Here is a 15174-nt window from a genome sequence, read left to right as displayed (position 1 = left end):
CAAGTTTTTGATTATCACCAGAGGATAAAGAGCTATTCACCAATTGATAACATTCATAGATTTTCAAGAATAATTATTAGTTTTCTAAGAGATGGCGGTACTTTTCTTCGAGATTTTCCGTTGCTTTGGTTAATTTTCCCTTTTCGTCTAGGATGGGTAGTTTCATGATTTCCGATGAAGCTTTAATTAAAAGTAGCAGCTCCCGAAACTTGGTTGCATCTTCCTCTAGATGGAGATTAAAATTAGCTCGTGACTCCAGTTCATTTAAACCCTTAATAGCTCTACTATTCAGACTATTAACCAGGTATTGTAACTCCTTAATTCTGCGCTGAACTTGTCCTAAAAAACCCTTACTTTTATCTAACTGAGCTATTTTATTATCCACTTCCTTGGCGTATTCGATAGCTTTAGTTAGGGCCTTTTTCCCTTCTCCTCCTAAGACAAAACCACCAATCATTAAAGCAGGTCCGACGGTAATACCTCCTAAAACCACTGTTCCCAAAGCCATACCACCACCACCAGCAGCTAAAGAACCACCTCCTAACCATGCTAAGGTAGCATTCCAAGCGGCTACCCCACTAAGTCCACTAATTGCTGTTCCTGTACTAGCAGTACCGAAAAGGCCAATTAATCCTAGGGTTCCCTGACTGGCTGCCGAAGCGACTCCCACTACTTTTAAACCCCCCACAGCCAAACTTTGCGCGTCTAACACTTCTGCTTTAAATTCCTTGAATTGTTCGGCAGAAAATCCCTCAAACCCTTCTAAGAAGCGTTGATGGGATGGGGAAGAATTTTGACCAAGTCTTTGACCTATTCTTTGATCAATTCTGCTAATAAACTTAATAAATCTGCCGATGGTGTTGATTTTGACATTAATTTGCAGTTGACCGTATTCTTCCGCAAATTTTTGGGTAGCTTGAAACTTTTTTTCTAGGGATTTGTTGGCTTTTTTATATCTTTGTTCGGCACTTTTGCCAATTTTTTTCGCCTTTTGTAGCTTGGAGACACCATCAGCACCAGCACTAACACCCACACCAGCAGTAACTAAGGCAGCCGCACCAAGAATAATCGGGATAATAAAGATCATGACCAAAAATCTCCTAGTCTATCCAGTTTTGTAAAATTCTACCAACATAGTTAAAAAAAAATCAAGGATTGTATCGGTAGAATTACGGCTCTCTTGTTCTTTGTGTGATAAGTTTAACTTATATAGAAGTGATCAATCTTTGTGTCCTTTGTGTCTTTGTGGTTCGTTCCATGCACTCACCAGCAGGACTGTATTTTAGAATAGATTTTACCTACCGAATCCAAGAGAGCCGAATCACTGAATAGCTGATAGCTGGTAGCTGAGGATTTATAACTTGCGTTCGTAACTTAACAAGGTATTTTTTAATAACATTGCCACTGTCATCGGACCGACACCACCCGGTACAGGAGTAAGATAACTAGCTACTTCTAAAACTCCAGCATAGTCCACATCCCCCACCAAACGGTCAGCGACGCGATTAATACCCACATCCACCACTACCGCACCAGGTTTTACCATATCCGGGGTGATTAAATTCGCTTTACCGACCGCAGGTACTAAAATATCAGCACTTCTGGTTATTTCTGCCAGATTTTCCGTGCGCGAGTGAGCAATAGTTACCGTAGCGTTTTCCTCCAATAACATTAAAGCTAAAGGTTTCCCCACTAGAATACTGCGACCCAGTACCACCGCGTGCTTACCGGCTATGGGAATATTATATTCTTTCAGCAGTGCCATGACCCCCGCAGGAGTACAACTGCGGATACAGTCCTCACCCCGCACTAAACCGCCTAAATTGAGAGGATGTAAACCATCAGCATCTTTTTTCGGGTCAATTTGGTAGAGAAGGGAAACCGCGTCTAAATGCTTGGGTAAGGGTAATTGAATTAAAATCCCGTCCACCCGCTCATCTTGATTGAGACGGACAATTTCCGCTAAAATTTCTAGTTCACTTGTATCGGTAGGAAAATGACGACCAAAAGAGGCCATGCCGATTTTAGTACAAGCTTTCTCCTTATTGCGTACATAAACGGCACTAGCAGGATTATCCCCCACCATCAACACCGCTAACCCCGGAGGTCTTCCCATTGGAGATTTTAGCGTCTGGATGCGCTCTCCTAGACCAAGCTGGATTTTTTGAGCTAAGGCTTTCCCGTCGAGAATTTGGCAAGTAGTTACGGACATTCTATGATAATACCGAGAACAAAAATCTTTCGGATCCATTCTATGGTCAAAAAGATTGGCTAATCGCACTCGTTAAGGTTAAAGCAAGAATGTCTATTCAGACTCGTCTAGGGCGCATCGGCAGTTTATTATTATTGCTAGGGTTATTCGGTTGTAGTACCCTTGCTGACCTCGGTATTGCCGTTCCCTACATCGGTGATCCTCCCCTAACAGCGATCGAGCAATTACAGGAAAAACCAAAAGGCGCTTTAGTTTATCTTAGGGGAACTGTCAGCAATTATGCCCCTTTTTTAGCGGGAGGAGCCTATCTTTTGCAGGATGGGTCTGGTAAGATTTGGATTCGCACCAATAGCAATAAATTACCCCGTCAAGGCGAAGAAATCGTCATTAAGGGCAAAATTGACTTTGAGGCTATTCCCCAGGGTTCTCAAACCGTTAACGAAGTGTATGTAGTGGAATTAGAACAGATGGATGCAGTAGCGGTTAACTCGGTTCCCACTCCTTCTCCGTCCCCAGAAATTAAACCTTCCCCCACCTCAGAAGTTAAACCCCCAGAAAATAATTCTCCCCCAGTCTCCACTAAACCCCTGGAAAATCCCCGACAGGTGACAATTCCCAGCGCAGCTGAAACAAAACCCCCAGAAACTCCCGTCGTTACCCCCGTTAAACCCAATCCCCCCGCGCAACCCGTCGCGGAAGCGATTCCCCCCAAACCCCCCGCAGTGCTTAAACCCATCCCAGATCCCCTCGATGCTTTCTTTTTACCCCATAAACAAAGCGAGAAATAGCTAGGGTGTGGGGTGTGGGGTGTGGGGTGTGGGGAGAATAAATAAAATAGTCTCCCGTCTCCTGTCTCCTGTCTCCTGTCTCCTGTCTCCCGATAACTGATAACTGATAACTGATGATATTTGTTGCTTTGGCGATTTTAGAACAGGACGGTCGCTTTTTAATGCAGTTGCGCGACGACATCCCGACGATTCTCTATCCGGGGGTGTGGGGTTTATTTGGTGGTCACTTGGAAGCGGGTGAAAGTCCAGAAATAGGGTTAAAACGAGAGTTACAAGAAGAAATTAACTACGAAGCCCCTAGTTTACGCTATTTTCGCTCTTATAACGATGATAATCTCTCCCGTTATCTTTATCATGTACCCCTGACCGTGGAATTAGAAAAATTAGTGCAAACGGAAGGGCAAGATTTAGCATTATTACCTCCGGCTGCCCTCCGTCAAGGGGAATACTATTCCCAGAAGATTAATCAGACTCGTCCTTTAGGAAAAATTCATCGCCAGATATTGCTCGATTTTATAGAACTAGAATTATAGTGGATACTAGAGCCAGACAAGGAACTCCCTTATCTATACGAAAGTCGTAGTTAACACTGCTCCTCACCTCCCTCGAAGGCAAAATGCTCCCGCTTTTTGAATGGCTTTATTGAAACGTCAATCTTATTTTGGCTTTGTCTTTATGAACCAGTCGCGTCCCTCGTTCGTTTCCGTGCAGAAACTCCTATCTGGAGGTGCGATCGCTACCCTAGCAGTTAGTTCCCTGATAGTCCTCACCCCCGCAGCCAAAGGGGAAAAACCCTTAGAAGATAACCCGAAAGCAGTCATCGACCAGGTTTGGCAAATTGTTAATAATGAATTTGTAGATCGTAGTTTTCATCAAATCGATTGGCAAAAAAAACGTCAAGAATTGTTAAGCAGAAATTATACTAATCCCCAACAAGCTTACACAGCAATTCGCGAAGCTTTAAAGGAATTGGATGATACTTATACCCGTTTTTTAACTCCTAGGGAATTTTCTGTCCTCACCAGTCAAACTTCCGGAGAATTATCGGGAATTGGGGTACGTTTAGCTCTCGATAAACGCAGTAACGATCTGGTTGTTGTCGATACGGTGAAAAAATCCCCCGCCAAGGAAGCGGGAGTGAAAAGCGGCGATCGCCTGATCAGAATTAATGGCAAACCCACCGCTTTAATGACCCTAGAACAGGCAATGGAGGCACTACAGGGAGAAGTGGGTACTAGCGTTAGTTTACAGCTTGCCCGTCCCGATAAAGGGGTATTTGAAGTGACTTTGACCCGGGTAGATATTGAAATCCCCTCCGTTAGCTATACCCTGAAACAGGAAGGTGGGGTGAAAGTTGGTTATATTAAACTAGATGAATTTAGTTCCCACGCAGCCGAACAAATGAAAGAGGCGATCGAGGAATTAAGTCAACAACAGGTATCCGGCTATGTTCTCGATCTGCGGGGCAACCCCGGGGGGTTACTATTTGCTAGTGTCGATATCGCTCGTATGTGGATGAAACAGGGCAAAATCGTTAGCACCATCGATCGACGTGGTGGAGATCGTCAATTTATCGCCAATAACACCGCTATTACCGATTTACCCCTAGTAGTCTTGGTTAATAAAGGTTCCGCCAGCGCCAGCGAAATCCTCGCCGGAGCGCTAAAAGAAAATGGCCGGGCGACTTTAGTAGGTACATCGACTTATGGCAAGAGTACCGTCCAATCGGTACACACCCTTTCCGATGGTTCTGGATTAGCGGTGACAATTGCCCGTTATTATCCCCCCAACGGCGAAAATATCTACAAAAAAGGCATTAAACCCGATGTGCAGATCGAGTTAACCCAAGAACAACAGCTGCGCTTCCGGGATGATCCTTCTTTGCTGGGAACGAAGGATGATCCCCAGTATCAACAGGCGATCTCACTCCTACAATCCCATAGTGTTAAACGTCCCGGCACTGGCAATCTCAATAACCCTTTGAGTAGTCGGGCCGAATAATCGTCCTAGAAAATCTGGGGAAACGGCTACTGTTTCGGCGAAATGGCGATTCTAGAACAGCCTTTAAAGTCTTTAACAGCGCTCTCTCTCGCTCCCGTGCAGTTGCTGGTGATTCCCCCCCCAAAGATTTCTGCAGCTACAAATTCTGCAACTAAGCATAATACGCATTATAAAACTGTATCGCTGGCTACAAATGCTCGATTATTCGCCAAAAAGTAACCTGATCAAAACCTCACACCCTGCTCTATAATTCCCGACGACCTTCTAAAGCTCTCGCTAAAGTTACTTCATCAGCGTATTCCAGATCGCCGCCCATGGGCAACCCGAAAGCGATACGGGTAACTTTAGTGAAGGGTTTCAGTAAACCCCCGATATACAAAGTCGTGGTTTCCCCTTCGACACTGGGACTGATAGCTAAGATAACTTCCTGAATTTTTTTCTGGCTGACTCTGGTGACTAAAGACTGTATATTTAATTGATCCGGTCCAATCCCATCCATAGGTGAGATAACACCCCCTAAAACGTGATATTTGCCCGAATATTCCCTAGTTTTCTCCAAAGCAATCACATCTCTGGAGTCAGCTACCACACAGATAGTCCCCGTTTCTCGGTTAGGATTGCGGCAAATTTCGCAGATCGGTTCGGCCGAAAGATGAAAACAAACCTGACATAATCCTACTTGTTTTTTAGCCGCTACGATCGCCTGGGCCAATTCGATCGCATCTTGTTCTGGTCGTTTGAGAATATACAGGGCCAAACGTTGGGCGCTTTTGGGTCCGACTCCAGGTAATTTTTGTAACTGCTCGATCAAACGAGCTAAAGGCGGTGTATAAATAGCAGTTAATCCTCTTATCAGTTATCAGTTATCAGTTATCAGTGGGTAAGTTATCAGTTATCAGATTTGAGTTTTCAAGTGAGCAGTGTTACATGGAAGTTTCCTGCTGTCTTTTCACTGTTTACTGCTCACTGTTTACTAACTAAGACCTTTTTGGTAAACGGACATCGATAACACTGGTGTTGAAATTATAATTATCTCCTTCCAACTCGATTAAAGTGCCAATTTTCACCTTTTGACCGCCAACAACCGCACCAGTGTCGGTAACTTCCGCTTGACCACTGAGAGTCATAATCATATCTTGAGAATAGTTTTCCGTGCGGGGATCCGGTAGGACTTTCACACTACCATCCGGCTGCGGAACTAAGACATTTCTGGATAAAGGTTTAACATTTTTTATATCCACTTGACCAGCCGGTTGATTACGAATAACAATATTAGTTTTCTTCTCGGTATTGAATTGATTAATCAAAGCATTGGGATTGAGAACACTTAAACCCCGGACAATAACATCCACTTCTATGGGTTCTTTGGTAACTTGAGCGATCGTACTTTTACCACTTGTCCCCGGTACGACAAAAATACCGATAATTGTCAATAAAATTACTAAGGCCGCTCCGATATCAAGCAAGCTAAATTTACCGAATAAACGTCCTTTTGAGTCTAATAACTGCATAGCCTTGAATTTATATAGATGACTATTCCTAGAGATCGAGCCTAGAGAGTAAATTCTATCACGATCGGAATCTTGGTCGCAGACAGGAAGTCTGACTTAAGATAGAAGATCGGAGTCTCACACGGAGCGATCGATAGACAATGGCGGGTAAAACTCAACTTAAGAAACAAGAAAAGCAATTATCTCCACTCGATCTGACCCCTTCTGACGGTAACAACCTCGAAAAAGTTGCCCCCGTTAAACATTGGTCGATCGAAGATAGCGAAAATCTCTATCGCATCCAAGGCTGGGGAGAACCCTATTTCTCGATCAATGCCGCAGGAAATATTACCGTTTCGCCCCAGGGAGAAAGGGGCGGTTCTTTGGACTTATACGAGTTAGTTTCAGCGATTAAGCGGCGAAATATCGGTTTACCCTTACTAATTCGGTTTAGTGATATTTTGGAAGACCGGATCGAGCGCCTAAATGCCTGTTTTAACCGAGCGATCGCCCGTTATAATTATGCCAACGTCTATCGCGGTGTCTATCCGATCAAGTGCAATCAACACCGTCACATCGTCGAGTCTTTAGTGCGTTTTGGCAAACCCTATCAATTTGGGCTGGAGGCTGGTTCAAAACCTGAGCTAATGATTGCTTTAGCGACCCTAGAACCTGCCTTAAACGGCAAAAATGACAAAACACAACCCTTGCTAATTTGTAACGGCTATAAGGACAAAGAATACCTGGAAACTGCCCTATTGACCACTCGTCTCGGTCATCGGCCTTTGATTGTCATCGAACAATTGGAGGAATTATATTTAACCCTGCGCGTCAGTCGTCAGTTAGGAATTGCCCCACATTTGGGAGTGCGTGCGAAACTGGGGACAAAAGGGGTGGGCCGTTGGGGATGTTCCACGGGAGACCGGGCCAAATTCGGTTTAACCGTCCCGGAAATCTTAACGGTGGTGACGGAATTAGAACAAGCGGGGATGTTAGATTGTCTGCAACTGCTGCACTATCATATCGGGTCGCAAATCTCCGCTATTAGCGTCATTAAGGATGCTATTCGCGAAGCTAGTCAGATTTATGTGGAATTAGCGAAATTAGGGGCAAATATGACCTATCTCGATGTGGGGGGTGGTTTAGGGGTGGATTACGATGGCTCAAAAACTAACTTCTACGCCTCAAAAAACTACAATATGCAGAATTATGCCAATGATATCGTGGCTGAGGTCAAGGAAGCTTGTGAAGATGCCCAGATTTCACCCCCAATTCTCATCAGTGAAAGTGGCCGGGCGATCGCTTCTCATCAATCGGTGTTAGTCTTTGATATCTTGGGAAGTAGTGAGGTTCCCCAAAATCCCCCCGATCCCTGCAATGGGAAAGAACATCTGATCCTCCGTAATCTCTGGGAAACCTACACGGGTATCGATGAGCGCAATTATCAGGAAGCTTATCACGATGCGGGACAGTTCAAAGAGGAGGCGATTAGTCTGTTTAATTTCGGTTATCTCAGTCTCAAAGAACGAGCTAGAGCCGAACAATTGTACTGGGCTTGTTGTCACAAAATTCTGCAAGTGGCCCGACAAGAGGATTATGTTCCCGATGACTTGGAAGACTTAGAGCAAATTATGGCCTCAATTTATTATGCCAATCTCTCGGTTTTTCAATCAGTTCCCGATAGTTGGGCGATCGATCAACTATTTCCAATTATGCCGATCCATCGTCTTGATCGAGAACCTACTCAAAGAGGAATTCTCGCCGATTTAACCTGTGATAGTGATGGGAAAATTGCCCAGTTTATCGATTTGCGCGGGGACATAAAATCAGTTTTAGAATTGCATCCGTTGGAGTACAAAAACGGTAAACATTCTCCAGAACCCTATTATCTAGGAATGTTTTTGGTGGGTGCTTATCAAGAGATTATGGGCAATTTACATAATCTTTTTGGCGATACTAACGTGGTACATATTCAGATGAGTCCCAAGGGGTACGATATCGAGTATCTAGTCAAAGGAGATACGATCACGGAAGTATTAAGTTATGTGCAGTATTCTGCGGAAGACCTGTTAGAAAGAATTCGTCTTCGTTGTGAACAAGCTTTGCAGGAAAATCGCATGACTGTGGAAGAATCCCAGTTACTACTACAGGATTATGAACGCAGTTTGCGACGTTATACCTATCTAGTGGGTGGGGATTAATAGAGGTTACTTGTGGGGGAAATTTAGCTCATTTTCCCTTTTTAAAGCATTGATCGCAGAATTTTGGGCTAATGCTACCTCTGGTAGTACATTTATATGTATTTTCTCACTCCTTTCTTGCCGTCCCGCAGGAGGGAAGCGACATCAACATCTATTTCGTAAAAATTTAGTTACAAATACTTTGCGATTTGTGTCAATAACTTGCTACCTGCTACTTTTGCTACAGGAAATAGGTTACAACCCACATTCCGCATTTCTTATCATTCAATTGATAATTTGATAATTATTACTAATACATTGCTTACAACCCATTGGCAGGAAGGATTATAGCTACAATTATTGATTTTCATCAAGGTGATGTAAAAATATATAAAAATATATAAAAATATATAAAAATGTGCGGAATTTCGGTTACAACTAATGATGGAATAGAGTAAGTGGGTGGGTGGAATTAAGTATAAGATGAACGTAGGTTGGACTTCGGCCGTGAGCTTTTGCCGAACGGTTGAAGAATGAAACCCAACTCCTGCTCATGTTACGCTACCGCCAACCCATCCTACCAATAATTTTGCCTCCCTACTTAAGAGTCTTTACTCAAGGATAAAAAAGATGCTTGACCAAAGTTTCAACCTATCAGACAGCAATGTTTTAGATGATATCTTCCAGTTACCAACCCTTGGCGTGGGATCAGGTTTAGGACGCTCCGACTTGATTACCCCTTTTGTCCGCAAAAGTCTCCAGGGACTGGATTCTGACTTTTTAAGCAATTCTCTGGAAGAATACCAGCTAGAACTGAAAAATCGCTGGCAATCATCCGAATCCCTTTCCTCTTGGCCTCAAGACGGTGATTTTTTAACGGGTCAAAGTAGTTTTGTGGGTCTTTCCAGTTCTGTTGACCTAGCCGGCAATACCCTCGCTACTGCCAGAGCGATTACCGTCGGTTCCAGCACCACCAGTTACACCGATTGGGTAGGAAGCACCGATACCAACGATTACTATCGTTTCACCCTCGCTAATTCTAGTAACTTTAATCTCAGTCTCACCGGAATGACCGCCGATGCGGACGTGCGACTGTTAAATAGTAGCGGTTCTTTCATTGCCTCCTCTACTAACGGTGGTACGGCTTCTGAGAGTATTACCCGTCAGTTGAGTGCAGGCACCTACTACATTCGTGTCTATCCCTATCAAAGTGCTAATACCAACTATAATCTTGCTGTTTCGGCTACCAGTATTGACCTAGCCGGCAATACCCTCGCCACTGCCAGAGCGATTACCGTCGGTTCCAGCACCACCAGTTACACCGATTGGGTAGGAAGCACCGACACCAACGATTACTATAGTTTTTCCCTCGCTAATTCTAGTAACTTTAATCTCAGTCTCACCGGAATGACCGCCGACGGGGACGTGCAACTGTTAAATAGTGGCGGTTCTGTCATTGCCTCCTCTACTAACGGTGGTACGGCTTCTGAGAGCATTACCGGTCAGTTGAGTGCAGGTACCTACTACATTCATGTCTATCCCTATCAAAGTGCTAATACCAACTATAATCTCGCTGTTTCGGCTACCAGTGACGGTGGTGGAACTGGATTTAACTCCACCTATGGTTACGGTTTAGTTAACGCTGCCGCTGCCGTTGCTCAAGCAATTAGTCAACCCACTTTTGCCGATGTTCCTAACTTGGGAGGTAATAACTGGGGTAATGATATGGTTAACGCCCCTGAAGCTTGGGCAAGAGGTTATACAGGACAAGGTGTTACAGTGGCTGTAATTGATTCTGGTGTGGACATTTCCCACCAAGACCTGAGCAATAATATTTGGCGCAATACAGGGGAAATTGCCGGTAATGGCATTGATGACGACGGAAATGGCTATACCGATGACGTTTATGGCTGGAACTTTGGTGTCGGTCAAAATAACAATAACGTTCTACCCGGAACCAGTTCTTCTGGACAAGGACACGGAACTCACGTCGCTGGGACAATTGCCGCCGCTAATAACGGCATTGGTATGACGGGCGTTGCCTATAATTCCCGAATTATGGCGATTCGTATGGGAGATGTAGATTCACAAGGTCGGTTTACTAATGGGGGCAACCTTGCTCAAGCCATCCGCTATGCAGTGGATAATGGCGCTCGCGTCATTAATATGAGTTTGGGATGGTCTGATTCAACTGCTTTACGCGATGCCCTTGCCTATGCCGCTAGTCGCAATGTGATTACGGTTAGTGCAGCTGGCAACTCTAGCTTGTCTTCTCCCGGAACACCTGCATACTACGCTACCCAATACGGTCTTTCCGTCGGTGCCGTCAATAGCAACCGGACAATTGCTAGTTTCTCCAATCGTGCCGGAACTAACAGCAGTATGCAGCACGTTATGGCTCCGGGGGTGAATGTTTATTCGACTGTACCGGGCAACGGATACGCGAGTTACAGCGGAACCTCGATGGCGGCTCCCCATGTGGCAGGAGTAGTGGCTTTAATGCTCGGGGCTAATCCCAACTTAACCCATGCTCAAGTCCGCAGTATTCTCACTAGCAGTGCTGTCCGTCTTACTTAAAACGCTATTAATGCTCACAACCCAGAGCATTCCTAGTTAACCAATGCTGAAGAAAGTCTCTGTTGGATTCTGCACGAGGCTTTTCTTCAGCCAAAATAACAGCCAAATCGCCAAAACTATGATTTATCCTAACTTTCGCTGGTTCCTAAGTTTGACCATTATTCTAGTTACAATGATGAGCTTTACTGACCCGAATTTCTCTCAATCAAAACAGGGTATTTCTGGCACTATTCTTCGTCTTAGCGGCGACCAAATGCCCACTATAGACACAACATCCTTAAGAACAAAACCTGAACCTATTAAAACAACTGTTTGGATTTTTTCAGGTAGAATTCCCGCTCAAGGAACCAACTGGCCAGTAGCCCAAGCCCAAAAACATCCTCACCTAATCAAGCAAATAAGTAGTGATTCTCAAGGTAATTTTTTGGTGGAATTGCCCTCAGGGGAATATACTCTCCTCGCTCAATATGATGACAATTTGTACCTCAATAATTTTTTAGGGGACGGCAGCTATGGAACCGTACAAGTGACTAACGGTCAAATTGTCAATATTCAGTTAATTAACACGGAAAAAGCTTATTTTTAGCAATTATTGTCCCAAAACGCTCAAGAAATAACATTTCTTGAGAGTGAGATAGAAGAAAATAATTTACTATCTTGCTTGATTACGTCTGCATTTCGCCAGTATTTGAATTGGCGAATTCCTAGTCTTTTTAATTACGATAGGTCTGGCTCTGTAATTTCTTCGGCGATGTTCTCTAGCATTCTTGGAATCTCTTCTTCCGTTACGTCATTTCTTCGGCTAACATTTAAAATATCACCTTCTTTTAATTGTTCGAGTATATTCTCGGCTAGTCTTTTCGTATAAGTTCGTTTACTGGCGACAAAATCTAACTCTTCGCTCAAGGGTTTCCGACAATTATCGCACTTAAATTGACGACGATTAACTTGTGGGTACACTGGTTGTCCTGAGAGCGGCGAATCTTTGACTAAATGGGGTTTGCTGAATAAATCTAAAAACCTTGTTTGATAAGACTTTTAGACTTTTTTGAAATCCAAAAGTGGTGGACATGGGAGTGATCAGGGGGAAAATTCCAGGACTTTTTCCCTGAAAATTAGGTAATTGACCCCCTCAAAATGGGTAAAACCCCACACTCTACCCCCACGAAAAACTTTTTGCCACAAACCCTATCTAGTGGGTGGGGATTGATGATTGCTCTTGCCGATCGAGTAATCGATCGAGGATGATAGAAAATAGACAAAATAGATAGGCAGTAAAGGAAAACAGTGGAAAAGGGAACGCTGGTAGAATTTCGAGTGCAAGGAGAAAGGCGCTTAGGGGTGATCGATCGCCCAGAAGGGAAAAAAGATTGGATCGTCATCGATCAAGGGGGAAACCCGCATAAACTGCGTCCCCAACGCTTCGATTACATTATCAAAGCAAGTCCGTCCAACTATAAGGAGATTGGCAATTTTCTGCGGGAAGTCCAACCCTATCTAGATCCCAGTGGTTTAGAAGTGGCCTGGGAATTATTAGCCGGGGAAAATCAGTTAGTCACTCCCGAAACCATGGCCGAGATTCTCTTTTCCGATCGCAGTCCCCAGTCTTGCTATGCAGCCCATTGTCTCTTGAGTGATGATAAAGTTTATTTTAAAAATAAAGGGGATGGTTACGAGGCCCGCTCGGAAAATCAGGTAGAGGAAATCAAACACCAGCTAGAGGTAGAACAACAGCGTCAACGGGAAAAAGGCCAATTTCTCCAACGTCTCCAACAGACCCTGGCCGGTGAAACGGTAGAATGGTCAGAAAGCGATCGAATTCGTCTGGAGTCTCTAGAAAAATTTATCCTCCAACCCGAACAAAAATATCCGGCAGCCACGGACATACTCTCGCTGCTAGGCCGTTCCCAAACCCCCGAGGCTGCTTTTGAATTGTTAGTCGATTTGAAATGGTGGAGTAGTCACGAAAACCTTTTCCTGCGACGCAGTTCCTACCCTGTTCAATTCTCGAAAAAGGTACTTGATGTGACGCGTCTTAATTTACTCAATCCCCCTGCGGATGCGGATGTCAACAATCGTCTCGATTTAACCCACCAAAAAATTTATACCATCGACGATGAAAGTACCGAGGAAATCGATGACGGATTATCGGTGGAAATGCTCGCGGATGGTGGTCATCGTCTCTGGATTCATATTGCCGATCCTAGCCGTTTAGTGCTTCCCGATGATGAATTAGACCTAGAAGCGCGTCGTCGCAGTACCAGTCTCTATCTTCCCACGGGAATGGTTCCCATGTTTCCCCTAGAGTTGGCCGCCGGTCCAATGAGTTTGGTACAGGGTAAACTTTGTCCCGCATTGAGTTTTGGGGTAATCCTCGATGAAACGGGGGCGATCGCCGATTATCGTATCCATCCCAGTACAATTAAACCCACCTATCGCCTCACCTACGAAGATGTGGACGAAATGTTACATCTGGATCTGCAGCATGAACCGGAAGTGAAGATTCTCAACCGTTGGGCCAAACAACGCCACGCATGGCGCAAATCTCAGGGATCGATTAACATCCAAATGCCAGAATCATCTATTAAGGTGAAGGCTAACGACGAAATTATCATAGAATTGCAGGAAGTTTCCCCATCTCGGCAATTAGTGGCGGAAATGATGATTTTAGCCGGAGAAATCGCCGGTCGCTACTGTCAGGAACACGAGATCCCCGTGCCTTTCCGCGGACAACCACAACCGGAATTACCCCCCGATGAGGAGTTAATTTTACTACCTGCGGGCCCAGTGCGTTCCTGTGCCTTGCGTCGCTGTATGCCGCGCAGTGAGATGACGACGATTCCTAACCGTCATGCTAGTCTGGGATTGAATACCTATTCCCAAGTAACTTCGCCAATTCGCCGTTATACTGACCTTTTGACCCATTTTCAACTAAAAGCCCATCTCCGGGGCGATAAACTGCCTTTTACCCGGGATAGAATGCAGGAAATTCTCTATAGTGTCGCTAGTTCGGCCCTGGAAGCCACCTCGGTGGAACGACAAACTAATCGTTATTGGAGTTTGGAATTTTTGCGACGACAGGGAGATCAAGTCTGGCAAGCTTTGGTATTGCGCTGGCTGCGGGAAGAGGAAAATTTAGGCTTGATTTTATTGGAGGAATTGGGGTTAGAATTACCCCATCGTTTTGAGCGATCGGTATCTTTAGGCGATCGCTTTCAAGTACAAGTTAGTCGCTCTGATCCCCACCGCGATGAGATCCGTTTTCGCGAGTTATCGGGTTTTGTCTCCTCCCAAGCAAGTTAATCTCTCGCGGAGACAGAATTCAGGAGTCGGGAGATAGGGGTTTAGGGGTTTAGGGAAATTTCAGCCAAATGCTCCACTCCCCTCTACCCTCTCCTTGAGTTAGCAGGTTCGTCATCTGATCCGTCTATTTCGGGTGCAGAACCTCTTGGCAGACTTTAAATACCGAACAATTTATTATACTAAATCCGTTGAGTATAGGCCACATATCAGGAGAGGCACTCATGCAAGAGGCAAAAGGGAGAATAATCGCTCTTCTGGAACTTTCGGAAATCCCCGACCGAATCCAGATTCTGAAACCCTTGCTTGACAAGTGATCGCTAACTTTTTTTCTAATAAAAACTCAAATTTGGCTCTCTTGGATTTGGTGGGTAAAATGTATTCTAAGATACATTCCTCCTAGCGAGGGGGTGGAACGAACCACAAAGACACAGAGGACACAAAGATTGATCGATCCTATGTAAGTTAAACTTATCACACAGAACCTAGAAGAGCCGAAGAGCGATAAGCCGTCAGCTTTTTGCTGTGATCAGTAAACAGTAAACTGAAAACTCAAATCCGATCCCTGATAGCTGTCTCCTGACTCCTGACCCCACTAACAAACTTTTTCAGAAAACCCTACTCAC

11 protein-coding genes and 1 pseudogene are annotated in these 15174 nt (G+C 44.6%); 7 read left to right on the top strand and 5 right to left on the bottom strand.

Annotated elements, in window-relative coordinates; all coding sequences use genetic code 11:
• Positions 1 to 76: 76 nt before the first annotated feature.
• Together IM507_RS00205 and folD are read right to left on the bottom strand one after the other, a co-directional pair.
• Complete coding sequence (locus IM507_RS00205) at positions 77 to 1087, bottom strand: hypothetical protein (RefSeq protein ID WP_287636284.1); 1011 nt, start codon at positions 1085 to 1087, stop codon at positions 77 to 79.
• Positions 1088 to 1354: 267 nt separating this feature from the next.
• A complete protein-coding gene (folD, locus tag IM507_RS00200; RefSeq protein WP_002735754.1) occupies positions 1355 to 2212 on the bottom strand; it encodes a bifunctional methylenetetrahydrofolate dehydrogenase/methenyltetrahydrofolate cyclohydrolase FolD in 858 nt (285 codons plus the stop codon).
• An 89-nt stretch (positions 2213 to 2301) separates the two neighbouring features.
• Here folD and IM507_RS00195 point away from each other — a divergent pair, with 89 nt between their 5' ends.
• The 3 genes from IM507_RS00195 (at position 2302) to ctpB (ending at position 5001) form a co-directional block, all read left to right on the top strand.
• On the top strand, positions 2302 to 3000 hold the full coding sequence (locus tag IM507_RS00195; protein ID WP_069474878.1) for a single stranded DNA-binding domain-containing protein: 699 nt from the start codon (positions 2302 to 2304) through the stop codon (positions 2998 to 3000).
• 113 nt (positions 3001 to 3113) lie between these two features.
• A complete protein-coding gene (locus IM507_RS00190) occupies positions 3114 to 3533 on the top strand; it encodes an NUDIX hydrolase (protein ID WP_287636282.1) in 420 nt (139 codons plus the stop codon).
• Between the two features lie 142 nt (positions 3534 to 3675).
• Entirely contained in the window at positions 3676 to 5001 is a 1326-nt protein-coding gene (ctpB, locus tag IM507_RS00185; RefSeq protein WP_002735200.1) for a carboxyl-terminal processing protease CtpB, read from the top strand.
• A 244-nt stretch (positions 5002 to 5245) separates the two neighbouring features.
• Here the strand turns inward: ctpB and recR are convergent, their stop codons facing one another.
• A complete protein-coding gene (recR, locus tag IM507_RS00180; protein WP_043999193.1) occupies positions 5246 to 5836 on the bottom strand; it encodes a recombination mediator RecR in 591 nt (196 codons plus the stop codon).
• Between the two features lie 142 nt (positions 5837 to 5978).
• Positions 5979 to 6512, bottom strand: coding sequence for a DUF4330 domain-containing protein (locus IM507_RS00175; RefSeq protein WP_002737551.1), 534 nt, complete (start codon positions 6510 to 6512; stop codon positions 5979 to 5981).
• Positions 6513 to 6652: 140 nt separating this feature from the next.
• Here IM507_RS00175 and speA point away from each other — a divergent pair, with 140 nt between their 5' ends.
• The 3 genes from speA to IM507_RS00160 all read left to right on the top strand — a co-directional run bounded on the left by speA (position 6653) and on the right by IM507_RS00160 (position 11834).
• The gene (gene speA / locus IM507_RS00170; protein ID WP_123230232.1) at positions 6653 to 8692 is read left to right on the top strand and encodes a biosynthetic arginine decarboxylase; all 2040 of its coding nucleotides are present in this window, start codon (positions 6653 to 6655) and stop codon (positions 8690 to 8692) included.
• Positions 8693 to 9301: 609 nt separating this feature from the next.
• Entirely contained in the window at positions 9302 to 11248 is a 1947-nt protein-coding gene (locus IM507_RS00165; protein ID WP_123230231.1) for a S8 family serine peptidase, read from the top strand.
• Positions 11249 to 11423: 175 nt separating this feature from the next.
• Positions 11424 to 11834 carry a hypothetical protein gene (locus tag IM507_RS00160; protein ID WP_262382225.1) on the top strand — a complete coding sequence of 137 codons (411 nt, stop codon included), beginning with the start codon at positions 11424 to 11426 and terminating at the stop codon, positions 11832 to 11834.
• Between the two features lie 134 nt (positions 11835 to 11968).
• Here IM507_RS00160 and IM507_RS00155 read toward each other — a convergent pair.
• Positions 11969 to 12244 (bottom strand): annotated as a pseudogene (locus IM507_RS00155) (ISL3 family transposase); the annotation flags it as partial.
• A gap of 291 nt (positions 12245 to 12535) precedes the next feature.
• Between IM507_RS00155 and IM507_RS00150 the strand changes: the two are divergent.
• The gene (locus IM507_RS00150) at positions 12536 to 14551 is read left to right on the top strand and encodes a ribonuclease catalytic domain-containing protein (protein WP_287636278.1); all 2016 of its coding nucleotides are present in this window, start codon (positions 12536 to 12538) and stop codon (positions 14549 to 14551) included.
• Positions 14552 to 15174 lie beyond the last annotated feature (623 nt).

It is taken from the genome of Microcystis sp. M20BS1 (genome assembly GCF_020245305.1).
GTDB classification, from domain to species: domain Bacteria; phylum Cyanobacteriota; class Cyanobacteriia; order Cyanobacteriales; family Microcystaceae; genus Microcystis; species Microcystis ichthyoblabe_A.
Note: the sequence above shows the minus strand (reverse complement) of the source record. Positions and strands in the feature narration are given on the sequence as shown.

Excerpts from the sequence above, each read along its gene's own strand:
- IM507_RS00205 (WP_287636284.1), bottom strand. The coding sequence starts at position 1,087 with ATGATCTTTATTATCCCGATTATTCTTGGTGCGGCTGCCTTAGTTACT.
- IM507_RS00190 (WP_287636282.1), top strand. The coding sequence starts at position 3,114 with ATGATATTTGTTGCTTTGGCGATTTTAGAACAGGACGGTCGCTTTTTA.
- IM507_RS00175 (WP_002737551.1), bottom strand. The coding sequence starts at position 6,512 with ATGCAGTTATTAGACTCAAAAGGACGTTTATTCGGTAAATTTAGCTTG.
- folD (WP_002735754.1), bottom strand. The coding sequence starts at position 2,212 with ATGTCCGTAACTACTTGCCAAATTCTCGACGGGAAAGCCTTAGCTCAA.
- IM507_RS00195 (WP_069474878.1), top strand. The coding sequence starts at position 2,302 with ATGTCTATTCAGACTCGTCTAGGGCGCATCGGCAGTTTATTATTATTG.
- IM507_RS00165 (WP_123230231.1), top strand. The coding sequence starts at position 9,302 with ATGCTTGACCAAAGTTTCAACCTATCAGACAGCAATGTTTTAGATGAT.
- ctpB (WP_002735200.1), top strand. The coding sequence starts at position 3,676 with ATGAACCAGTCGCGTCCCTCGTTCGTTTCCGTGCAGAAACTCCTATCT.
- speA (WP_123230232.1), top strand. The coding sequence starts at position 6,653 with ATGGCGGGTAAAACTCAACTTAAGAAACAAGAAAAGCAATTATCTCCA.
- IM507_RS00160 (WP_262382225.1), top strand. The coding sequence starts at position 11,424 with ATGAGCTTTACTGACCCGAATTTCTCTCAATCAAAACAGGGTATTTCT.